The following is a 22,137-nucleotide window of genomic DNA, read 5'->3' on the forward strand; positions in this document are numbered from 1 at the left end:
CCCCCCCCCCCCCCCCCCCCCCCCCCCCCCCCCCCCCCCCCCCCCCCCCCCCCCCCCCCCCCCCCCCCCCCCCCCCCCCCCCCCCCCCCCCCCGGCCCGACCCGGCTCCCGTAGGCCGTGTCGCCCCGGTTTCCCAGCGGCAGCCCTCGGAGAGAAGACATGCCGGTCCCCGCCCACCGCCGCCGCCTGCTCGTCCTGGCCGTGTGCTGTACGAGCCTGCTGATCGCCGGTCTGGACGTGACCGCGGTCAACGTCGCTCTGCCCGCCGTCCAACGGGAGTTGAGCACGTCAGTCCGTGGTCTTCAGTGGACCGTCGACGGCTACACGCTCACGGTTGCCGGATTCCTGATGCTCGCCGGATCCACCGCCGACCGTCTCGGGCGCCGCCGGGTGTTCCAGGCCGGCCTGGCCCTGTTCACCGCCGGATCGCTCGCCTGCTCGCTTGCCCCCGGCCTGTCCTGGCTGATCGCCTTCCGCGCCGTACAGGGCCTGGGCGCCAGCATGCTCAACCCGGTCGCCCTGTCCATCCTGACCACGACCTTCACCGATCCCCGCGAACGCGCCCGGGCGATCGGGGTGTGGACCGGCACGATGGGGGTCTCCCTCGCGCTCGGCCCGGTGGTCGGCGGTGTGCTGGTCGCCTCGGCCGGCTGGCGTTCGGTGTTCTGGATCAACGTGCCGGTCGGGGCGGCCGCGATCGTACTGACCGCCCTGTACGTCCCCGAGTCCCGGGCCGCTTCCGCGCGGCGCCCCGACGCGATCGGCCAGGCGCTGGTCGTCACGGTCCTGACGGCGGTCACGTACGCGATCGTGGAAGGCTCACACCGCGGCTACGGCAGCACGCCGATCGTCGGCCTGCTCATGCTGGCCGCCGCGGCGGCCACGGCACTCATCGCCTACGAACGGCGTCGCGAACCGCCCCTGCTCGACCCGGCGTTCTTCCGCTCGATCCCGTTCACCGGAGCCGCCGTCACCGCCGTCGCGGCGTTCGTCGCCCTGTCCGGGTTCCTGTTCCTCAACACCCTGTACCTCCAGGACGTACGCGGCTACAGCGCGCTGCGCGCCGGCCTGCTCACCGCCCCGATGGCGGTGGCCACCGCCATCGCCTCGCCCGTCTCCGGCCGCCTCACCGCCACCCGCGGCCCACGCCCACCGCTGGTCGCCTCGGGCGTGCTCATCGCGGTCGCCGCCCTGATGCTGACCCGGGTCACCGCGGCGACGCCTCCCATGGCCCTGCTGCCCGCCTACATGCTGTTCGGCACCGGATTCGGCCTCGTCAACACCCCGATCACCACCATGGCGGTCTCCGGCATGCCGCGCGCCCAGGCCGGGGTCTCCGCCGCGATCGCCTCGACGGGCAGACAGATCGGCAACTGCCTCGGCGTGGCCGTGCTGGGCTCGCTCGTCACCGCGCACGGGGGAGCGGGCGGCGCGTTCACCCCGGCGGCCGGGCACCCCGGCTGGTGGATCCTGGTCGGCTGCGGCGCCGCCATCTCGTTCCTCGGCGTCCTGACCACCACGGACCGGGCCACCGCCGGCGCCGTCCGGACCGCGGCCCGCTTCCAGGACGCGCCGGTACCCGCGACCGCCTCGGCGACCACCGCCGCGCCGACGAGCGGCTGAGGTCTCAGCGGCGTTCCTGATGTCCGTGCCGGTCTCGTTCCTCACCCGGTACGCATACGTGTGCCGGGTCCTGTATACCGGTGACCGGCCCGACGGCCCCTGCCCGCCCGATACGGTCTTCTCGTCGCCTGCCCGAATCCCCCGGCCTTCGACGGCTTCTGTCCAGGTGACCGTGCGATCGGCCCGACTCGGCCCCGGAGTCCGTCCGGGCCCGACCGGCCTGCTTTCGCGAGCTGTCGGCAGCCGCCGGTCGTGTCCCGGCCTCCACAGCGGCACGCCACGGCGCTCGACTCCCCCGTCAGCCCCGGCCCCAGGGACATCGTCCCCGGGCGCATCGACACCACGGTCCGCGTCGAGTCCGGCTGCTCGGACGGTTCGCCCTGCCGCCGGAACCTCGGCCCTCGGCCCCGCCTCCGGCGGCGGCGGCGAAGCTCCTCCGCCGGCGAGACCTGTCAGGGCCGGCCCGCGGCCAGTGCGGCTCGGGTGAGGGTGGTCGCGGTGTGCACGGCGCTGGCGATGGCTTCGTCGGGATCCAGTCCGCACAGGTCGGTCAGGCAGAAGAGCGCCTCGGCACTGACGACGACGGCGAGGTCCCGTTCGAGCTGCTCCAGGGCGGCGGCGTCGAAGTCCCCGGGGGCGTCGGCCAGGGGTGCGAGCGCGTACTCGATGAGGCCGAAGCGCAGGCCCGGACGGAGCGTGGCGGCATCCGCGGGCCGGGTGATGGTGGCCGCGATCGTGGCACGGACCGCTCCCTGGTAGTCCAGGACGCGGCGCAGCAGGTATTCGGTCGCGGCGGCGACGCGTTCGACCGGGTCGGACGAGTCGGCGACCGACGCGAGCGCCTCGGCCGGGCTGGGCCGCTGCTCGTCCATGGCCGTGCGAAGCAGAGTGGCCAGGTCGGGGAAGTAGCGGTAGGCCGTGGCCTCGGAAACCAGGGCCGCCTTGGCGATCTCGGGCATGCTCACCTCGCGGCCGTCGCGGATCAACACGGCTGCGGCCTGCAGGATCGCGTTGTAGGTGCGCTGTTTCTGATTGGCGCGACCGGTCGACTGCTGCGGCGTCATCGGCATCCCCTTCTGTCTGTACGTGCGCCCAAAGATTAGCAAGTCGACCCTAATAATGAGAGTCGGCTTGCGTGAATTAGGTGAGCAAACTATCGTAACGAGAGTATCCTCTTACGAATTGGGAGTAAACGATGAGCGATGTCTCAGTCGTCGGCCCGGACTCCGGCGAGGTCATCCAGCTGGGCCCGGCCCGCATCCGCATCCTGGAGGACGGCGGCACGACCGAGCACCGCCTCGGCATCGGCGAGATCACGCTCCCCCCGCACAGCGAAGGCCCGCCCCAGCACCGCCACGCCAAGCACGACGAGGGCTTCTACGTCGTGTCCGGCACCGCCCGGTTCACCGTGGGGACGACCGACCACGAGGCACCCGCGGGCACGCTGGTCATGGTCCCGCCCGGCGCCCCGCACACCTTCGCCAACCCCGGTGACGAACCGGTCGTGATGATCAACACCTTCACCCCGGACCTGTACGTCCAGTACTTCCGGGACCTGAGGGACACGATCGACGCGGGCCAGGAGATGACCGCGCAGACCGTTGCCGACGTGATGAGCCACTACGCCACCACCCCCGCCACCGACTTCGCCTGACATCAGCCCGGCCCGGATGCCCCACCGTCAGCCCCGAATCCGGCGCCGAGCGCTGGCAGTCCCTGGAGTACGGCGGCCCAAAGCGGCAGAAGATCCGCTTCCGGCTCCGCAACAGCGGCGAGGGTTACAACGGATACGCAAAGAATCCACTGGCCGAGGGCATCGAAGCCGCGGGCTCACACCGCATCCGTGGCATCGCCGCCCCGACGATCATCCTGGCCTTCCGGAGCCGGCCGACTCGGCCAACTACGCCCCGGCACCGACCCGAAGAACAACCAGCAGCTCCAAAAGCAGGGCCCTGACGGTGAGATACCTCACCGTCAGGGCCCTGCCGCGGCACTGTCCGGGCCGGGGCCCACCGCAACAACGAGAAACGGGCCCCACCAGGACTTTCGTCTCTGGTGAAGACCCGTTTCATCGGTTCTTCTGGTGCGCGAGGGGGGAGTTGAACCCCCACGCCCTTGCGGGCACTGGAACCTGAATCCAGCGCGTCTGCCATTCCGCCACTCGCGCATTGAGTGTGTCGTCCGTCTCCCACCGAGTGGTGCGAGCGCCTGCCGACATCCAGAAGATTAGCACGCTGTCAGGGGTGGAATCACATCCCTTTTCCCCGCCCCTCGCACCCGGTATTCCCCACCCCAGCGACCGGCATCCGCAGGCCCGGTGCCCTTGCCCTGCCCGGCCCCGTGGCCCGGCGGCTCCGGATGCCGGGCCGGCCGCCTCCCCTGCCGGCACCCCGGCGCGCGTCACACGTTTCAGACAGAACCGGTTCACGTATCAACCTCGTACCGGTCCAGCGCATCTCCCCAGGAGTCGGACGGGCCGCACAGTCAGGTGCGGGACACTGGTCCTGGGGCGCCTCTACGATCCATGGCAGGAGTAGTGCCGGGAAGAGTTCGAAGAGGGGCCTCCCAGGGAACTCCGGGAGGGGACTTCGGAAGGCGTCGACAACCCGTCGACAGGGCCGACAGGGGGAACCAGCCGATTTCCCGACGCGTGGATACGATCAGTAAGCAGTACCAGCAAGGCCAGCAGCATCAGGAAGACGACAGCAAGCTGTACCAGGGCGGCAACGAAGGAGGAGGTGCCCCATGGGAGTCCTGAAGAAGTTCGAGCAACGTCTCGAAGGTCTGGTCAACGGCACCTTCGCCAAGGTGTTCAAGTCCGAGGTCCAGCCCGTGGAGATCGCCGGAGCGCTCCAGCGCGAGTGCGACAACAACGCCACGATCTGGAACCGCGACCGGACCGTCGTCCCGAACGACTTCATCGTCGAGCTGAGCACGCCTGACTTCGAGCGGCTCAGCCCCTACTCCGGCCAGCTCGGCGACGAGCTCGCGGGCATGGTCCGCGACTACGCCAAGCAGCAGCGATACACCTTCATGGGCCCCATCAAGGTCCACCTGGAGAAGGCGGACGACCTCGACACCGGCCTGTACCGGGTCCGCAGCCGTACGCTCGCCTCCTCCACCAGCCAGCAGTCCCCCGAGCGCGCCCCCGCGGGCCCCGCCCCGGCGGCTCCCCGCGGAGCCCAGGGCGGCTACGGCTACCCGCCCGCGGCCACTCCCCCCATGCCGTCCGCGCCGCCACCCGGCGGCCGTCCGGGCGCGGCACCCATGGGTGCCCGACCCCCGGCCGGCCCGGCGGGGAGCGGCCGTATGCGGCACTGGGTCGAGATCAATGGCGCACGCCATCAGATCTCCCGCCCGACGTTGGTGATGGGCCGCAGCACCGAAGCCGACGTGCGGATCGACGACCCCGGCGTATCCCGCCGGCACTGTGAGATCCGGACCGGAACGCCCTCGACGATCCAGGATCTCGGGTCCACCAACGGCATCGTGGTGGACGGGCAGCACACAACCCGCGCTACGCTCCGCGACGGCTCGCGGATCGTCGTGGGCAGCACCACCATCATTTACCGGCAAGCCGAAGGGTGAAGCGGGGGCAATGTCAGAGCTGACCCTCACGGTCATGCGGCTGGGTTTCCTAGCCGTACTGTGGCTGTTCGTGATCGTGGCCGTGCAGGTCATCCGCAGCGACCTGTTCGGAACGCGCGTCACACAGCGCGGCGCCCGCAGGGAGGCCGCAAGGCCTCAGCAGGCCGCGCGGCCTGCCGCGCCTCCGCAGCAGCGCCAGCAGCAACCGCCCAGCGGCGGCGGCCGGCAGCGCCGCGGAGCACCGTCCAAGCTGGTCGTCTCGGAGGGAATCCTCACGGGCACGACAGTGGCGCTCCAGGGACAGACCATCACCCTGGGCCGAGCGCACGACAGCACCATCGTGCTGGACGACGACTACGCGTCCAGCAGGCATGCCAGGATCTACCCCGACCGGGACGGCCAGTGGATCGTCGAGGACCTCGGCTCCACGAACGGCACGTATCTCGACCGGAGCCGGCTGACGACTCCGACGCCCATTCCGCTGGGCGCGCCGATCCGCATCGGCAAGACCGTCATCGAGCTGCGGAAGTAGTACGACAATGAGCGAGCGGAGCGAGCACGCAGCGGCGGTCCACACAAGGGACCCCGGCGCGCTCCCGACCGGAGGGTGGGCACCGTGCGGATGTACCCGGAGCCGACGGGCGAGGTGCGCATGAGTCTGTCGCTGCGCTTTGCCGCCGGATCGCACAAAGGCATGATCCGCGAGGGCAACGAGGACTCCGGCTACGCCGGTCCCCGCCTGCTCGCGATCGCCGACGGGATGGGCGGCCAGGCCGCCGGTGAGGTCGCCAGCTCCGAGGTGATCTCCACCATCGTCGCGCTCGACGACGACGTACCCGGATCCGACATCCTCACCTCGCTCGGCACCGCCGTGCAGCGCGCCAACGACCAGCTCCGGCTGATGGTCGAGGAGGACCCGCAGCTGGAGGGCATGGGCACCACGCTCACCGCCCTGCTGTGGACCGGCCAGCGCCTCGGCCTCGTCCACGTCGGCGACTCCCGCGCCTATCTGCTGCGGGACGGCGTCCTCACGCAGATCACGCAGGACCACACCTGGGTGCAGCGCCTCGTCGACGAGGGGCGAATCACCGAGGAGGAAGCCACCACCCACCCGCAGCGCTCCCTGCTGATGCGCGCGCTGGGCAGCGGCGACCATGTCGAGCCCGACCTCTCCATCCGCGAAGTCCGCGCCGGCGACCGCTACTTGATCTGCTCCGACGGCCTCAGCGGCGTCGTCTCCCATCAGACGATGGAAGACACCCTCGCCAGCTACCAGGGCCCGCAGGAGACCGTGCAGGAGCTCATCCAGCTCGCCCTGCGCGGAGGCGGCCCGGACAACATCACCGTCATCGTGGCCGACGTCCTCGACATCGACTCCGGGGACACCCTCGCCGCACAGCTCTCCGACACCCCGGTCGTGGTCGGTGCGGTCGCCGAGAACCAGCTCCAGCTCCACGACAACGGCGCCATGCAGACCCCCGCCGGTCGCGCCTCGGGCCTCGGCCGGCCCGTGCCCGGACAGGGCGGCGGCGAGTTCGGCCCGCCCGGCAGCGGCGACACCACCGGCTACGTCTCCACCGGCGGCTTCGGCGACTACTCGGACGAGGACTTCGTCAAGCCGCGCACCGGACGCAGGTGGCTGAAGAGATCCTTCTACGTCGTCCTGACGCTCGCCGTCATCGGCGGCGGCCTCTACGGCGGCTACCGCTGGACGCAGACGCAGTACTACGTCGGCGCCCAGGACAAGCACGTCGCGCTGTACCGCGGCATCAGCCAGGACCTGGCCTGGGTCTCGCTCTCGAAGGTGGAGAAGGATCACCCCGAGATCGAACTCAAGTACCTGCCGCCGTATCAGCAGAAGCAGGTCAAGGCGACCATCGCCGAAGGCGGCCTCTCCGACGCGCAGTCGAAGATCGACGAACTCGCCGTGCAGGCCTCCGCATGCCGCAAGGACGCGCAGCGCCGCGCCACCGAGAGCCAGAACAACGCGACGACAGGTCAGGGCAAGGCCGGTGGGACCACGGGAACCACAAAGACCTCTCTGACGTCCAAGGCCACGTCCACCCCGAGCCCGACCCCGTCGAGCCCGGCACCTTCGTCCTCCCAGTCCACGACCGCACCCACTCCCACACCCGGCCCCAGCCTCTCCGACGAGGAGCAGAAGCTGGTCTCGCTGTGCGGTAAGCAGTAAGAAGCCGTGAGGGGCCCTGTCACACGATGAGCAGCAGTACGAACACGCCGACACACCACACGTCCACGATCGGATCGATCGGCGCACCGAGCCGACGTAATACCGAACTGGCGTTGCTGGTGTTCGCCGTCGTCATCCCGGTCTTCGCCTACGCCAACGTGGGCCTCGCCATCGACGGCAAAGTGCCCGCCGGCCTCCTGAGCTACGGCCTGGGCCTCGGCCTGCTGGCCGGCGTCGCCCACCTCGTCGTACGGAAGTTCGCCCCGTACGCGGACCCTCTGTTGCTGCCGTTGGCGACGCTGCTGAACGGCCTCGGGCTGGTCATCATCTGGCGACTCGACCAGTCCAAACTGCTCCAGTCGATCAAGCAGGCCGGCACCGCCGCGCCCCGCCAGCTGATGTACACCGCGCTGGGCATCGCCCTGTTCGTCGCCGTGCTGATCTTCCTGAAGGATCACCGCACCCTCCAGCGCTACACCTACATCTCCATGGTCGGCGCCCTGGTGCTGCTGCTCCTGCCGCTGGTCCCCGGCCTCGGCGCCAACATCTACGGCGCCAAGATCTGGATCCACGTCGGCAGCTTCTCCATCCAGCCCGGTGAGTTCGCCAAGATCGTCCTGGCGATCTTCTTCGCCGGCTACCTGATGGTCAAGCGGGACGCGCTGGCCCTCGCCAGCCGCCGCTTCATGGGCCTGTACCTGCCCCGCGGTCGCGACCTCGGCCCGATCCTCGTGGTCTGGTTCATCTCGATCCTGATCCTCGTCTTCGAGACCGACCTCGGTACGTCGCTGCTGTTCTTCGGAATGTTCATCATCATGCTGTACGTCGCCACCGAGCGCACCAGCTGGATCGTCTTCGGTCTGCTGATGTCCGCGGCCGGCGCGGTCGGTGTGGCGACCTTCGAGACGCACGTCCAGCAGCGCGTCCAGGCCTGGCTCGACCCCATGCACGAGTTCATGCAGAGCCGACAGGGCGTCCCCGGTCACACCGAGCAGTCCATGCAGGCCCTCTGGGCCTTCGGCTCCGGCGGCACCCTGGGCACCGGCCTCGGCCAGGGCCACTCCGAACTCATCCGCTTCGCGGCCAACTCCGACTTCATCCTCGCCACCTTCGGCGAGGAACTGGGCCTGGCCGGAATCATGGCGATCCTCGTGCTCTACGGCCTGATCGTCGAACGCGGCATCCGCACCGCCCTCGCGGCCCGCGACCCGTTCGGCAAGCTCCTCGCCGTGGGCCTCTCCGGCGGCTTCGCGCTCCAGGTCTTCGTCGTCGCGGGCGGCGTCATGGGCCTCATCCCGCTGACCGGCATGACCATGCCGTTCGTGGCCTACGGAGGCTCCTCCGTCATCGCCAACTGGGCACTGATGGGCATCCTGATCAGGATCAGCGACACCGCCCGCCGCCCGGCGCCCGCACCCGCCCCCAGCCCCGACGCCGAGATGACCCAGGTGGTCCGCCCGTGAACAAGCCCCTGCGCCGGATCGCGATCTTCTGCGGGCTCCTCGTCCTCGCCCTGCTGCTCCGCGACAACTACGTCCAGTACGTCCAGGCGGACAGCCTGCGGACCGACTCGAACAACCGCCGCGTCGCCATCGAGCGGTACGCCACACCGCGCGGCGACATCATCGTCGACGGCAACCCGGTCACCGGGGCCACCAAGTCGAAGAAGAACGGCCTCAACGACTTCGAGTACAAGCGCACCTACAAGGACGGCCCCATGTGGGCACCGGTCACCGGGTACGCCTCGCAGGCCTTCGACGCCTCCCAGCTGGAGAAGCTCGACGACGGCATCCTCACCGGCAACGACGACCGGCTCTTCTTCCGCAACACCCTCGACATGGTCACGGGCAAGAAGAAACAGGGCGGCAACGTCGTCACCACCCTCAACGCCGCCGCGCAGAAGGCCGCGTACCAGGGCCTGCTGAGCCGCGGCAAGGGCGCCGTCGCCGCGATCAACCCGCAGACCGGCGCGATCCTGGCGCTGGCCTCGACCCCCTCGTACGACCCCTCGTCCTTCGCCGGAACCTCCGACAACGACGCGAAGGCCTGGAACAAGCTCCAGAAGAAGAACGACCCCGACGACCCGATGCTCAACCGGGCGCTGCGCGAGACCTACCCGCCGGGCTCCACCTTCAAGGTGGTCACCGCGGCCGCGGCGCTGGAGAACGGCCTCTACACGTCCGCGGACCAGCACACCGACTCTCCGCTGCCGTACATCCTGCCGAGGACCAGGACCGAGCTGAAGAACGAGGGGAACATCCCCTGCAAGAACGCGACCATGCGGGACGCGCTCCGCGTCTCGTGCAACACGGTCTTCGGCAAGATCGGCGCCGACCTCGGCAAGGACAAGATGCTGACGGAGGCCGAGAAGTTCGGCTTCAACTCCGAGCAGCTCACACCGGTGCGCTCCAACGCCTCCGTCTTCCCCAAGGCGATGGACCAGGCGCAGACCGCGCTCAGCTCCATCGGCCAGTTCGAGACCGCCGCGACCCCGCTGCAGATGGCCATGGTGGCCTCCGCCGTCGCGAACAACGGCACGCTCATGAAGCCCTACATGGTCGACAAGCTGCAGGCACCGAGCCTGGACGTCGTCTCGCAGACCGAGCCGGAGAAGCTCAGCCAGCCGCTCTCCGAGGCCAACGCCCAGATCCTGCAGGACATGATGGAGACGGTCGTCAAGCAGGGCACGGGTACGAAGGCGCAGATCTCCGGTGTCACGGTGGGCGGCAAGACCGGTACCGCCCAGCACGGTGTCGCCAACAGCGAGAAGCCGTACGCGTGGTTCATCTCATACGCCAAGCTCCCCGACGGCAGCTCTCCGGTCGCCGTGGCCGTGGTCGTCGAGGACGGCAGCGCCAACCGCGGCGACATCACGGGCGGCGGTCTCGCCGCCCCCATCGCGAGGGACGTGATGAAGGCAGTCATCGACAGTAAGAAGTGACCCCGCTCACGTCCCCATCACATCGGTGCACGTTGCGATACCGGTCCTGTCACGGGTGACGGTCTTGGCCAGGTCACAGAAGGCGATCCGGGTACGGTATGCCCGGACAGCACACCGCCGGACCACACAAAGGTGCGGTCGGGACCGACGGAGAGGGCTGGTAGGTAGCTATGGAAGAGCCGCGTCGCCTCGGCGGCCGGTACGAGCTGAGCCACGTGCTCGGCCGTGGTGGCATGGCGGAGGTCTACCTCGCACATGACACCAGGCTCGGGCGCACGGTGGCGGTGAAGACGCTGCGAGCTGACCTCGCACGTGACCCGTCGTTCCAGGCTCGGTTCCGCCGGGAGGCCCAGTCGGCCGCCTCGCTCAACCATCCCGCGATCGTCGCCGTCTACGACACGGGTGAGGACTACATCGACAACACCTCCATCCCGTACATCGTGATGGAGTACGTCGACGGGTCCACGCTGCGCGAGCTGCTGCACTCGGGCCGCAGACTGCTCCCCGAGCGGTCCATGGAGATGACCATCGGCATCCTCCAGGCCCTGGAGTACTCGCACCGCGCCGGCATCGTCCACCGCGACATCAAGCCGGCCAACGTCATGCTGACGCGCAACGGCCAGGTCAAGGTCATGGACTTCGGCATCGCCCGCGCCATGGGCGACTCCGGCATGACCATGACGCAGACGGCCGCGGTCATCGGCACGGCGCAGTACCTCTCGCCGGAGCAGGCGAAGGGCGAGCAGGTCGACGCCCGCTCGGACCTCTACTCCACCGGCTGCCTGCTCTACGAGCTGCTGACCGTGCGCCCGCCCTTCGTGGGCGACTCCCCGGTGGCCGTCGCGTACCAGCACGTCCGCGAGGAGCCCCAGCCCCCGTCGGTCTTCGACCCCGAGATCACGCCCGAGATGGACGCGATCGTGCTGCGGGCCCTCGAAAAGGACCCCGACTACCGGTACCAGTCCGCCGACGAGATGCGCGCCGACATCGAGGCCTGCCTCGACGGCCAGCCCGTCGCGGCCAGCGCCGCCATGGGCTCGGTCGGCTACGGCTACGGCGACGACCAGCCGACGACGGCCCTGCGCTCCTCGGACGCCCAGGCGACGTCGATGCTGCCGCCGATGAACCCGGACGACGGCGGCTACGGCTACGACGACCGCCCGGACCGCCGCCGCCAGAAGAAGAACAACAACGGCAACACCTCGACGATCCTCCTGGTCGTCGCGGGCGTCCTGGTGCTGATCGGCGCGATCCTGATCGGAAAGTACGCGTTCTCGGGCAAGGGAACGGCCAACGACTCGTTCGAGGTGCCCAACTTCGTCAGTCAGACGCTGCCGGAGGCCAGAAAGCTGGCGGACAACCGCGATCTGAAGCTCTCCCCGACCCGCAAACCGTGTGACAAGGAGCCCAAGGGCAACATCTGCTCGCAGGACCCGGCGGTCGGCTCGACGGTGAAGAAGGGCGACACGATCAGTTTGGTCGTGTCCACCGGGGCACCGAAGGTGGCCGTGCCGAACGTCACGGGCAAGACTCTGGACGAGGCCAAGCAGATCCTCGGAGACGACAAGTACGGGTTCACGGTCAAGACGAAGTCCGAGGACTCCACGGAGACCCCGAACACCGTCCTGGACCAGAACCCGAAGCTCGGTGAAGAGGTGGAGAAGGGTTCGGTCATCACCCTGACCATCGCCAAGGAGAAGAAGCAGTCCGTCGTCCCGGACGTCTCCGGCAAGGGCTGCGACGACGCCAAGGCTCAGATGATCGCCAGCAACCTCGTCGGAGTGTGCGTCGACACGGACACCGACGACCAGAACCTGGTCGGCAAGGTCATCCAGACGGTCCCGCAGATCGGCGCCAACGCGGACCCCGGCTCCCACGTGACGATCCAGATCGGCAAGGCCAAGCAGCAGTCGACCGTGCCGAACGTGGTCAGCAAGACCGTGGCCGAGGCCAGGCAGATCCTGCAGCAGCAGGGCTTCAACAACATCCAGTTCGCCCAGGGCAGCGATGGAAGCGACAACGCGAGGGTGCTCCAACAGACCCCGACCGCCAACAGCCCGGTCGACAGCCCGGACAACACGACGGTCGTCCTCACGACGGTCAACCTGGGCAATAACAACGGCGGCAACAACAACGGCGGTGGCGGCCTCTTCGGCGGCAACTGAGCCCCACCAACGACCGTACTCGGGCAACCGACGGAAAGGGCCCCGGCACTCTTGAGTGCCGGGGCCCTTTCCGTCGACTTGGCGACGTACAAGGCCGCGACCCACTGGCGTCCTGGTGTACGAAATTCGACCGTTTCTTCATACTTCACGATTCGTTGACTGGATAGGGCGGAATCGAAGCTCCGCCCCGGCCGCAAGGCCACGCAACGAGCAAAAGGATCGGTACGTGATCAACGAATCGGCTCTGCTGGAATCGAAAGCTCTACGAGACAGCGTGCTGGAACGCAGTGAGGTACTCGACAAGGTCAAAGCGCTGTCGCTCCTGCCGGACGGCATGCATGTGACGACGGCGATGGTGGCGACATACTTCGAAGTCGCCGAAACAGTGATCAACAACCTTCTGAGCCGCCACAGGCAGGAGCTCGAATCCAACGGCCTTCGGGTCCTTCGTGGTCCTGAGCTGCAGGAATTCAAGGAACTCAACCTGAGTTCCTATCGCGATGGTTATCCACAGCCCCGCTCCAGCCTGGCGCTCTGGTCACGCCGGGCCGTCCTCAACGTCGCCATGCTCCTCCGCGACAGCGACGTCGCCCGCCAGGTCCGCACCTACCTCCTCGACATGGAGTACCTGGCGCGCACCCGCCCGGTCGACGCCCCGGCCGCCGGCACACCTCACGCCCTGGATGACCGAATCGACCAGCGCATCACCCACATCCTCGGCAAGACCGTCGTCCCCATGTTCAACGCCCTGATCGAAACCTCGGGCGAACACCGTCAGGAACTCATCTCCCTCCGTGAGGACGTCCAACGGATCGAGCACCAGCTATGCGGCCACGAGACTCGCATCACCGAACTCGAACGCACTCGTGGTCCGCGCCGGTACACCGGAATCATGGCCTCCATCGACGCCATGAACTGGCGGGAGTTCGAGCACCACGTCGCCGTCCTGCTGCGCCGCGACGGCTGCACGGACGTCATCGTGCGCGGCGGCCCCGGTGACCGGGGAGTGGATGTCACCGCGCACACCGCCGACGGCCGCTCGGTCGTCGCGCAGTGCAAGAGCTTCGCGCCGTACCGCCCGGTGTGGAGCGGCGAACTGCAGAAGTTCCTGGGCGCTTCACTCGTCCAGCACACGGCGGACGTAGCGCTGTTCGTCGCCACGACGTCCTTCACGCCCGACGCGCGTGCCATCGCGGAGACTTACGGCATCACACTCGTTGACCGTTCCCACCTGGAGAAGTGGAGCGCGGGCGTTCCGCTGTCCGCCCTTCAGTAGGCGTCACCAGACACAACGAGAAAGGCCCGAAGTCGCAAGAGATAGTTGCGGCTTCGGGCCCAGCTCATCCTAAGCGTAACGACTGGTCGCGCTAACGCAGTTCCTTCGGCGGCGTCCGCGCGTTGTCGACCTTGTCGACGCGCACCAGTTCGCCCCACACCACGTAGCGGTAGCGGGAGGTGTACACCGGGGTGCAGGTGGTCAGGGTGATGTAGTGGCCGGGCTTCGTCCTGCCGGACTGCTTCGGGACCGTCTGGAGAACCTTGACGTTGTACTTCGAGGTCTCCGGGAGGATGTCGAAGACCTTGTAGACGTACCACTTGTCCCGCGTCTCGAAGACGACCGCGTCGCCATTGCTGATCTTGTCGATGTTGTGGAACTTGGCGCCGTGGCCGTCCCGGTGGGCGGCGAGCGTGAAGTTGCCGTCCTTGCCGGTCATCGGCAGGGACGCCTTGACGGGGTCCGTGTAGTAGCCGGCGACACCCTCGTTGAGGACCTTCGTCGCCGTGCCCTTCTGGACGAGGACCTCGCCGTTCTTCATCGCCGGGACATGCAGGAAGCCGATGCCGTCCTTGGTGTCCAGGGCGCCCGGACCGGTCGGGGCCTGCGCCCAGTGGTCGCGGACCTTGTCGCCCTGCTTGTGCGCCTGGCGGTCGGCCACGACGTTCGTCCACCACAGCGAGTAGACGACGAACAGACCGAGCACCAGCCCCACGGTGATGAGGAGTTCACCGAAGACGCTGACCGTCATCGCGAACCATCCCATACGCCGACGCCCCCCGGGCACGTCACCGGCGGCCGTGTATCCGGCTTCCGATCCGGCGCGTTCGTCGTGGTCGGTCCTCGCTGCCACTGTTCATCTGCCCCGTCTGGTCTGTCTCAATTTGTCTCACGTGCCCGTGATGCGGCACGCGTCCGTTCAGCGTGCGTCGGCGTCCGTCCTCAGCCGACCAGCGCGTCCGGCTTGCCCTTGCTGCGCGGCCGGTCCTCGACCATCTTGCCCCAGACGATCATCCGGTACTTACTGGTGAACTCCGGTGTGCAGGTGGTGAGCGTGATGTAGCGGCCCGGCGCGGTGAAGGTCGAACCCTTCGGGATCGGATCGAGCACGCTCGTGTTGCCCGGACTCGTCACCGGAAGGATCGACGTCATCTTGTAGACGTAGTAGTCGTCCTGTGTCTCGACCACGATGTCGTCGCCCGGCTTGAGCCGGTTGATGTAGCGGAACGGTTCGCCGTGGGTGTTGCGGTGCCCGGCGAGCGCGAAGTTGCCCGTCTTGGCGTCGGGCATCGCCGTCTTGAGGGGTGCCTCGCCGTAGTGGCCGACCATTCCGCGGTCGAGCACGTCCGTCTTGCTGGTGCCCTCCGCGATCGGCGCGACCACGTCCAGCTTCGGAATGTGCAGGATGGCGAAGCCCTGGCCGGGCGAGAACGTCCCCGGATTCCGCTTGCCGTTCGCCCAGTCCTGCTGGAGGTGCCGCGCGGCACTGCCCGCCTGCTCGTGCGCCCGCACGTTCGACCACCACAGCTGGTAGGTCACGAACAGCAGCATCAGTACGCCGGTGGTGATGAACACCTCGCCGACCATCCGGCTCACGAGGACACCCGCGCCGGGTTTCGACGCCCGCGCCGCCCGCCGGGCGTCCATCCGGCTCCGCGGGGCCCCAGCGGCCTCCTGAGCCTCCTCCTGGGGCTCGTGGGACTCCTGCTCCCCTCCGTACCGTCCGTTGCGTCTGGCGGCCTTACGGCGGGCCGCACGGCCTCCGGACGCGGGGACCGCCCCGCCGCCGGCCGCGCGCGCGCCTCCCACTGCCCTTCCGGACGCGCCGGGAAGACGCAACGCGACCGTCTCGTCGTCCGACGGCGGGTGCGACGCGACCGGTTCCGCCCGGGGAGCGGCGACCGGTCCGCGGTACTGGGCGGCCACGGGTTCCTGGTACGGCGGGGCATACGTCCGCTCGTACGTGTCCGCGTACGACGGTGCCGACGCCGGCCCCGAAGGCATGGCCTGCGTCCGGGCCGCCTGGGCCTGAGCCTGAGCAGCCTGTACCTGCGCGGCCTGCGCTTGAGCGGCCTGCGCGGCCTGTAGTTGAGCGGCCTGCGCGGCGTGCAATTGAGCGGCCTGCGCGGCCTGCAACTGGGCGGCCTGCGCCTGCTGCTGCGCGGCGTACCAGTCGGGTCCGTACCCTCCGGAGCCGTACGCCTGCTGCTGTACGCCCTGCGCCTGGCCGTGGCCCTGGCCGGGCAGGGGATCCGTCAGCGGGTCCGCGAGCCCTCCGACCGCCGCCTCGAACGCGCCGGCGCCCCCGTACGCGGCCTCGCCGCCGTAGGGGGAGCTGTCGCGCTCGGGGCGCAGCGCGGTCACGCCGTGGCCCTGCCCACCACCGGGGCGAGCCCCGCCGACCTCGCCACGGCCACCTTGTCGCCGCACTCGAGCAGCCAGTTGGCGAGCATCCGGTGGCCGTGCTCGGTCAGTACCGACTCCGGGTGGAACTGCACACCCTCGACCGGGAGTTCGCGGTGTCTGAGGCCCATGATGATTCCGTCGTGCGTACGGGCCGTGACCTCCAGCTCGGCCGGGACCGTCTCCGGCTCGGCCGCCAGCGAGTGGTAGCGGGTCGCGGTGAAGGGCGACGGCAGACCGGCGAAGACACCCTTGCCGTAGTGCTCCACGAGCGAGGTCTTTCCGTGCAGCAGCTCGGGCGCGCGGTCGACCACCCCGCCGTACGCCACCTGCATCGACTGCATCCCGAGGCAGACACCGAAGACGGGCACCCCGGTCGCGGCACAGTGCCGGACCATGTCGACGCAGACACCGGCCTGTTCGGGAGCGCCGGGCCCCGGGGACAGGAGCACACCGTCGAAGCCGTCCTGGGCGTGCGCGGTCGACACCTCGTCGTTGCGCAGCACCTCGCACTCCGCGCCCAACTGGTACAGGTACTGGACCAGGTTGAAGACGAAGCTGTCGTAGTTGTCCACAACGAGGATGCGCGTGCTCACTGGTTGTCCACCGTCACATCGTTGAAGGGCAGCAGCGGTTCGGCCCAGGGGAAGATGTACTGGAAGAGCACGTAGACCATCGCCAGGACGAGCACGAGTGAGACCAGCGCCTTCACCCATACGCTCCCCGGCAGATGCCGCCAGATCCAGCCGTACATGCCGTCCCTTCCGTCGCCGTACGCCAACAGACTAACGGCGCAGAGCCGCCGGTTTCCCTGCCTCCACAGGCTGTGTGGAATCAAGGTGTGCCCAGACGATCAACCGGTGACTGTGACCCCACTCCGGATCGCACGTGGTCAGCGTGAGATAGCGTCCCGGACGCGTATACCCGGACTTACGTGGCACAGGGTCGATCACCTCAATGTCGGAGGGCACCGTTTTGTAGGGGCCTTTGTCGATCCGATACGTGAACCAGGTAGACCCGTCCGTCAGTACGACCGCGTCACCCCGGCGGAGCTCGGGAAAGTCCTTGAAGGGATCGCCGTACGTACGCCGGTGACCGGCGACGGAGAAGTTGCCCTCCTGGCCGAGCTGGGCGGTGCCCCGGTAGTGGCCGAGCCCCTTCTCCAGGACCTGCGTGGCGGTGCCTTCGAGCACGGGCTTGTTCCACGTGAAACCAAGCCGGGGGATGTACATGACCGCGAACGGGCCGCCGTACTTGTAGGGGCCTGGTGCCTTCGGGCTCTCGCCGGCCGTGCCGCCGGCGCCCCCCGTGCCGCCCGAAGTGCCCGCCGTACCGGAAGAGCTTGAAGATCCGGAGGAGCCCGAGCCCGGCGGGGTCTTCGGGGTCTGCGTCACCGCACCCTTCGACCACTGTTTCTGGAGCACGTCGATCTGGTGGTTCATCGCGCTGTCGGCCTTGACCCCCGTCCAGAACAACACGTAGACCACGAAGAGCACGATCAGGGTGCCGACGGTGAGGCACAGCTCGCTGATCGTCCTGACGACCACTCGCACCGACACAAGGTCCCCCCGGCGGCAGCTCGCTCCACAGGCTTCGCCCACTGCTCCGCGAGGACCGGCGCCTACTGCACGGGCTTCGCGTAGTGGAGATCCACTGTGCCCGAGTAGCCGGGAAGAGTCACCGTCCCGTCCTCCTCGACTTTCCAGCCGAGCCCGTAGACGTTGACGTACACCATGTAGTTCTGGATCGCCGGAGAGGCGGCGAGCGACTTCTGGAGCTTCTGAGGGTCGCCGATGGCGGTGATCTTGTACGGGGGCGAGTAGACGCGGCCCTGGAGGATCAGGGTGTTGCCGACGCAGCGCACGGCGCTGGTGGAGATCAGCCGCTGGTCCATGACCTTGATGCCCCGGGCTCCGCCCTGCCAGAGGGCGTTCACCACGGCCTGGAGGTCCTGCTGGTGGATGACGAGGTAGTCGGGCTGCGGCTCCGGGTAGCCGGGAAGCTTCGCCGTCGCGTTGGGCGGGGCGTCGTTGAGGGTGACCGTGACGGCCTTGCCCTTGAGCTTCTGGGTGCCCGCGTTCTTCTCCAGCGCCGCGAGTCTGGCGTCCCCGGCGGCGCTGCCGCCGTCCTCGCTGCCGGCGAGGGTGTCCACGTCGCGGCGCAGGGCGCCGTTGGACTCGTCCAGCGTCGCGTTCTTGTGGCTGCGCTCCTGGATCAGGTCGGAGAGCTTCAGCATGGACGCATCAGTACGGATGTTCGTACCCTTGGCCGTATCGAAACTCGTGAAGAAGATGAGGCCCGCGAGGGCGAAGACGGCCACCGTGAGGACACGTACGGGCCGGAAACGGTGCGTACCGCCAGGACTGGAATCCGTCCCGGTGGAGTCGGCAGAATTGCTCAACGTACCCTTATCTCCTTCGGCGCCGCGGAAGCACTACGCTAACGGACGCCCGGGGGAGCGCTCAGTGTCCCCTTGTACGCTGCCCCGGAGCCCGCCCAAGTTCCCTGCGCGGCCACGCAGCGCATCGACAGGAGAGACCCTCGTGCCGAAGTCACGTATCCGCAAGAAGGCCGACTACACGCCGCCCCCGGCGAAGCAGGCGACCAACATCAAGCTGACCAGCAATACCTGGGTCGCACCGGCCATGCTGGCCATGTTCCTCATCGGTCTCGCCTGGATCGTTGTCTTCTACGTGACGGACGGCTCACTGCCGATCGACGCGCTCGACAACTGGAACATCGTGGTCGGCTTCGGCTTCATCGCGGCCGGATTCGGCGTTTCCACACAGTGGAAGTGACCGTCTTCGCTCACCTGGAGACGACCGGGGCGACAGCTCTGCCCACGGCTATCCACTGAGTTATCCACAGTAGTTTTCCACAGGTGGAAAAGAAAGACGATCTGTGGATAACTCATCCGCGGTTGACGCCGGTGTGACTGGTCCACCGGCATCCGCAAACCTGTTCGCCCCCTGTCCGACCTGGGGAAACTCGGGTCAGTGACAGGGGGCACAGCTGTTCCCGCACAGCGTGCACAAGATCCGCCACGGTCTGTGGACAACATCACTTCTCAGGTGAGCCAGATACGGTCTCAAGTGAGCTGGGGGTGGTCCGACCAGCTCGGTCTCAGGTGAGCTGAGCCGTGGTCCCGATCAGCGGGTCTCAGGTGAGCTGAGCGGTTCTGAGCAGCGTCGTGACGACCACCGCGACCAGCATCAGCCCGGCGACCCCGTACTGGACGAGGTTCCTCCGCTCGCGCGGCGCGTGGACCATCGCGTAGCCGACCACCACACCGGCGATCAGACCGCCGATGTGCGCCTGCCAGGCGATGTTGCTCCACCCGAAGGTGAAGATCAGGTTGATCACCAGCAGGGCGATGACCGGGCGCATGTCGTAGTTGAGCCGGCGCATCAGAACCGCGGTGGCGCCGAACAGGCCGAAGATCGCGCCGGATGCGCCGAGCGACGGCTGGTTGGGGGCGGCGAGGAGATAGGTGAGCGCGCTGCCCGCGAGGCCCGAGACGAAGTAGAGGGTGATGTAGCGGGCGCGGCCGAGGGCCGCCTCCAGCGGACCGCCGACCCACCACAGGCTGAGCATGTTGAAGATGATGTGCGTGGGGCTGCCGTGCAGGAACATCGACGTCAGCATCCGGTACCACTGGCCTTCGGCCACTCCCTGGATGTCGCCGGAGAGCATGGCACGGCCGAAGAGGGTGAAGCTGTTGGTGAAGGCGTCGCCCACCGAGAGCTGGACCAGGTAGATCGCCAGGTTGAGGCCGATCAGCACCTTGGTGACGAGCCGGGGGTCGGCGGCGACGGTGCCGCCCGCGAGAGTGCGGGGCCGGCTGGCCGCCGGGGCGTGGCCGGTGCCGGAGTCGCCGCGGACGCAGTCGGGGCACTGGAAGCCGACGGAGGCGCTGACCATGCACTCGGGGCAGATCGGGCGTTCGCAGCGGGTGCAGCGGACGCCGGTCTCGCGGTCCGGGTGACGGTAGCAACCGGGCAGGCTCCGGGCGTCCTGCGGTCCTTGGTCCCGCGGGCCCTGCGGGCTGCCGGGCGGCTGGTCCATGGCGTCCCCTCAATCTCGGTGCGGCGGCTCGCACGCGGTCACAGCGGGTCCGGGTGCGCAACGCACCGCCCCGTCCATCCTTACGGATGAACGGGGCGTTTGGTTCCCTGCGGGAGCCTTCGGGCTCAAGGATATGAAGCCCGGCGCGGGCTCAGCGCTCGCGGGTCTCGACGACGACCGACTCGATGACGACGTCGTTGAGCGGACGGTCGGTGCGCGGGTTGGTCTTGGCGCCGGCGATGGCGTCCACGACCTTCTGGCTGGCCGCGTCCGTGATCTCACCGAAGATGGTGTGCTTGCGGGTCAGCCAGGCTGTCGGGGAGACGGTGATGAAGAACTGCGAGCCGTTGGTGGCCGGGCCGGCGTTGGCCATGGCCAGCAGGTAGGACTTGTCGAAGCGAAGGTCCGGGTGGAACTCGTCCTCGAACTGGTAGCCGGGCCCGCCGGTGCCGTTGCCCAGCGGGTCGCCGCCCTGGATCATGAAACCGCTGATCACCCGGTGGAAGACCGTGCCGTCGTACAGCTTGTCCGTGGACTTCACACCCGTCTCCGGGTTGACCCACTCACGCTCACCCGTGGCGAGCTCGACGAAGTTCCGGACCGTCTTGGGCGCGTGGTTCGGCAGGAGCCGGATGTCGATGTCGCCTTGACTGGTCTTCAGGGTGGCGTGAAGCTGCTCGGCCACGATCTGCCTTCCGTTGCCTTCTTTTGACGGCCCGATCCTCGCACGTACCGGGCCACTCGGCCCCCGACCGCCACCTCCGGACGCACGTACGGACGCGGGGCTTGCAGAAATCCGGTCGAGTCGCGCCGGGACGGGAGCGGGCCGAGGCGATCCGTGGCATTGTCGACGACAAGCTCCCGTTGCCCCGTATTGATCCGCTATCTCACTTGATCGACACCTGACCGGCTCCGTCACGGGAGTCACCGGGAGTCGGCACCCGTGACACGGATGCCCGCCCTCGCATGCCCCGGTCCCCATGGGCGGGCATGATCCCCACAGGGGTGGAAAGGTGAACTGTGTGTCTTTGGGGGTACCTGGTATCCCCGACGTACGCCACCGAGGAGGAGGAAACCCGTGACCCGCATCGACAGCGTGCGCGCCGCGACCGGCTCGGCGAAGGACAGCGTGCTGCACGCCGCGGAAGTGGTGGCGCCTTACGCCGACACGGCCAAGGACAGGGCCTCGTACTACGCGAGCGAAGCGCGTGTACGGCTCGCGCCGAAGGTGTCGCAGGCCGCCGAACAGGCCCGCGTCCAGTACGACGCCCGTCTCGCGCCGCGTCTTGAGCAGGCCCGTACCCATGTGCCACCGAAGGTCGACCAGGCCGCCCAGGAAGCGGCCATCCGTACCCGCAGGGCGGCTCGTCAGGCCGCCGACTATTCCAAGCCGAAGATCGAGCAGGCGGTGGCCGCGGCCCAGCCCGTCCGGGACGAGGCCGCGGCACGCGGTGTGGCGGCCATCGCCGCCCTGCGCGGCCAGGTCACTCCGCAGGAGATCCAGAAGCTGCTCCGCAAGCACGAGCGGCGGGCGAGGGCCGGCCGTCTCGTGAAGGGGCTGGCCGTGGTGGGGATTCTGGCGGGCGGCGCCTTCGCCGCCTGGAAGTGGTGGGACAAGCAGGCCAATCCCGACTGGCTCGTCGAGCCGCCGGCCGCGACCGAGGTGCCCGAGACCGGGCGTCTCTCGTCGGTCGACGGCAGCGGCCAGTCCGACCTGGACCCCGAGGTCCAGGTCAAGGAAGCCGAGGAGGAGGCGGCGGAGCGCGACGACCTCCGCTGAACCCGACTCAACATCGCCGTGGGGGGGGGGGGGGGGGGGGGGGGTGTTGGGGGGGGGGGGGGGGGGGGGGGGGGAGGGGGGAAGGGGGGGGGAGGGGATGAGCGG

General features: G+C 68.6%; 20 protein-coding genes and 1 tRNA gene. 11 read left to right on the forward strand and 10 right to left on the reverse strand.

Features of this window, described 5'->3' with window-relative positions:
- The first annotated feature begins 159 nt into the window (after window positions 1–159).
- On the forward strand, window positions 160–1,623 hold the full coding sequence (locus ACZ6KY_RS13120) for an MFS transporter (protein WP_469310390.1): 1,464 nt from the start codon (window positions 160–162) through the stop codon (window positions 1,621–1,623).
- A 452-nt stretch (window positions 1,624–2,075) separates the two neighbouring features.
- On the opposite strand, the gene ACZ6KY_RS13125 is transcribed toward ACZ6KY_RS13120, so the two are convergent.
- A complete protein-coding gene (locus ACZ6KY_RS13125; RefSeq protein WP_469310391.1) occupies window positions 2,076–2,687 on the reverse strand; it encodes a TetR/AcrR family transcriptional regulator in 612 nt (203 codons plus the stop codon).
- A 131-nt stretch (window positions 2,688–2,818) separates the two neighbouring features.
- On the opposite strand from ACZ6KY_RS13125, the gene ACZ6KY_RS13130 reads away from it, so the two are divergent.
- Window positions 2,819–3,277, forward strand: a complete 459-nt coding sequence (locus ACZ6KY_RS13130; protein ID WP_469310392.1) for a cupin domain-containing protein — start codon at window positions 2,819–2,821, stop codon at window positions 3,275–3,277.
- A 427-nt stretch (window positions 3,278–3,704) separates the two neighbouring features.
- Here the strand turns inward: ACZ6KY_RS13130 and ACZ6KY_RS13135 are convergent.
- A tRNA-Leu gene (locus ACZ6KY_RS13135) sits at window positions 3,705–3,790 on the reverse strand.
- Window positions 3,791–4,368: 578 nt separating this feature from the next.
- On the opposite strand from ACZ6KY_RS13135, the gene ACZ6KY_RS13140 reads away from it, so the two are divergent.
- The 7 genes from ACZ6KY_RS13140 to ACZ6KY_RS13170 all read left to right on the forward strand — a co-directional run bounded on the left by ACZ6KY_RS13140 (window position 4,369) and on the right by ACZ6KY_RS13170 (window position 13,784).
- Window positions 4,369–5,211 carry an FhaA domain-containing protein gene (locus ACZ6KY_RS13140; RefSeq protein WP_469310393.1) on the forward strand — a complete coding sequence of 281 codons (843 nt, stop codon included), beginning with the start codon at window positions 4,369–4,371 and terminating at the stop codon, window positions 5,209–5,211.
- Between the two features lie 10 nt (window positions 5,212–5,221).
- Complete coding sequence (locus ACZ6KY_RS13145; RefSeq protein WP_469310394.1) at window positions 5,222–5,743, forward strand: FHA domain-containing protein FhaB/FipA; 522 nt, start codon at window positions 5,222–5,224, stop codon at window positions 5,741–5,743.
- Between the two features lie 90 nt (window positions 5,744–5,833).
- Window positions 5,834–7,402 carry a Stp1/IreP family PP2C-type Ser/Thr phosphatase gene (locus tag ACZ6KY_RS13150; protein WP_469310628.1) on the forward strand — a complete coding sequence of 523 codons (1,569 nt, stop codon included), beginning with the start codon at window positions 5,834–5,836 and terminating at the stop codon, window positions 7,400–7,402.
- Between the two features lie 26 nt (window positions 7,403–7,428).
- A complete protein-coding gene (locus ACZ6KY_RS13155) occupies window positions 7,429–8,865 on the forward strand; it encodes an FtsW/RodA/SpoVE family cell cycle protein (RefSeq protein ID WP_469310395.1) in 1,437 nt (478 codons plus the stop codon).
- Window positions 8,862–10,343 carry a peptidoglycan D,D-transpeptidase FtsI family protein gene (locus ACZ6KY_RS13160; protein ID WP_469310396.1) on the forward strand — a complete coding sequence of 494 codons (1,482 nt, stop codon included), beginning with the start codon at window positions 8,862–8,864 and terminating at the stop codon, window positions 10,341–10,343. Before ACZ6KY_RS13155 ends, ACZ6KY_RS13160 begins: the two co-directional genes overlap by 4 nt.
- A 170-nt stretch (window positions 10,344–10,513) precedes the next feature.
- Window positions 10,514–12,508, forward strand: a complete 1,995-nt coding sequence (gene pknB / locus ACZ6KY_RS13165; RefSeq protein WP_469310397.1) for a Stk1 family PASTA domain-containing Ser/Thr kinase — start codon at window positions 10,514–10,516, stop codon at window positions 12,506–12,508.
- Window positions 12,509–12,734: 226 nt separating this feature from the next.
- Window positions 12,735–13,784 carry a restriction endonuclease gene (locus tag ACZ6KY_RS13170; RefSeq protein WP_469310398.1) on the forward strand — a complete coding sequence of 350 codons (1,050 nt, stop codon included), beginning with the start codon at window positions 12,735–12,737 and terminating at the stop codon, window positions 13,782–13,784.
- A 91-nt stretch (window positions 13,785–13,875) separates the two neighbouring features.
- On the opposite strand, the gene ACZ6KY_RS13175 is transcribed toward ACZ6KY_RS13170, so the two are convergent.
- The 6 genes from ACZ6KY_RS13175 to ACZ6KY_RS13200 all read right to left on the reverse strand — a co-directional run bounded on the left by ACZ6KY_RS13175 (window position 13,876) and on the right by ACZ6KY_RS13200 (window position 18,588).
- Window positions 13,876–14,637 carry a class E sortase gene (locus ACZ6KY_RS13175; protein WP_469310399.1) on the reverse strand — a complete coding sequence of 254 codons (762 nt, stop codon included), beginning with the start codon at window positions 14,635–14,637 and terminating at the stop codon, window positions 13,876–13,878.
- Window positions 14,638–14,726: 89 nt separating this feature from the next.
- Window positions 14,727–16,148 carry a class E sortase gene (locus ACZ6KY_RS13180; RefSeq protein WP_469310400.1) on the reverse strand — a complete coding sequence of 474 codons (1,422 nt, stop codon included), beginning with the start codon at window positions 16,146–16,148 and terminating at the stop codon, window positions 14,727–14,729.
- A complete protein-coding gene (locus ACZ6KY_RS13185) occupies window positions 16,145–16,783 on the reverse strand; it encodes an aminodeoxychorismate/anthranilate synthase component II (protein ID WP_469310401.1) in 639 nt (212 codons plus the stop codon). Before ACZ6KY_RS13185 ends, ACZ6KY_RS13180 begins: the two co-directional genes overlap by 4 nt.
- Entirely contained in the window at window positions 16,780–16,941 is a 162-nt protein-coding gene (locus ACZ6KY_RS13190) for a hypothetical protein (protein ID WP_469310402.1), read from the reverse strand. The genes ACZ6KY_RS13185 and ACZ6KY_RS13190 overlap by 4 nt, the downstream gene beginning before the upstream one ends.
- 31 nt (window positions 16,942–16,972) lie before the next feature.
- Complete coding sequence (locus ACZ6KY_RS13195; protein WP_469310403.1) at window positions 16,973–17,740, reverse strand: class E sortase; 768 nt, start codon at window positions 17,738–17,740, stop codon at window positions 16,973–16,975.
- Window positions 17,741–17,808: 68 nt separating this feature from the next.
- Window positions 17,809–18,588 carry a DUF881 domain-containing protein gene (locus ACZ6KY_RS13200; protein WP_469310404.1) on the reverse strand — a complete coding sequence of 260 codons (780 nt, stop codon included), beginning with the start codon at window positions 18,586–18,588 and terminating at the stop codon, window positions 17,809–17,811.
- A 142-nt stretch (window positions 18,589–18,730) separates the two neighbouring features.
- Here ACZ6KY_RS13200 and crgA point away from each other — a divergent pair, with 142 nt between their 5' ends.
- On the forward strand, window positions 18,731–18,985 hold the full coding sequence (gene crgA / locus ACZ6KY_RS13205) for a cell division protein CrgA (RefSeq protein ID WP_355851582.1): 255 nt from the start codon (window positions 18,731–18,733) through the stop codon (window positions 18,983–18,985).
- Window positions 18,986–19,346: 361 nt separating this feature from the next.
- On the opposite strand, the gene ACZ6KY_RS13210 is transcribed toward crgA, so the two are convergent.
- Window positions 19,347–20,252 (reverse strand): rhomboid family intramembrane serine protease, encoded by a 906-nt coding sequence (locus ACZ6KY_RS13210; RefSeq protein ID WP_469310405.1) that lies wholly within the window; start codon window positions 20,250–20,252, stop codon window positions 19,347–19,349.
- Between the two features lie 151 nt (window positions 20,253–20,403).
- Entirely contained in the window at window positions 20,404–20,937 is a 534-nt protein-coding gene (locus tag ACZ6KY_RS13215; protein ID WP_469310406.1) for a peptidylprolyl isomerase, read from the reverse strand.
- Between the two features lie 393 nt (window positions 20,938–21,330).
- Here ACZ6KY_RS13215 and ACZ6KY_RS13220 point away from each other — a divergent pair, with 393 nt between their 5' ends.
- On the forward strand, window positions 21,331–22,032 hold the full coding sequence (locus ACZ6KY_RS13220) for a DUF5324 family protein (RefSeq protein ID WP_469310407.1): 702 nt from the start codon (window positions 21,331–21,333) through the stop codon (window positions 22,030–22,032).
- The last annotated feature ends 105 nt before the right edge of the window (window positions 22,033–22,137 follow it).

This window comes from Streptomyces sp. NPDC042002, from assembly GCF_055588305.1.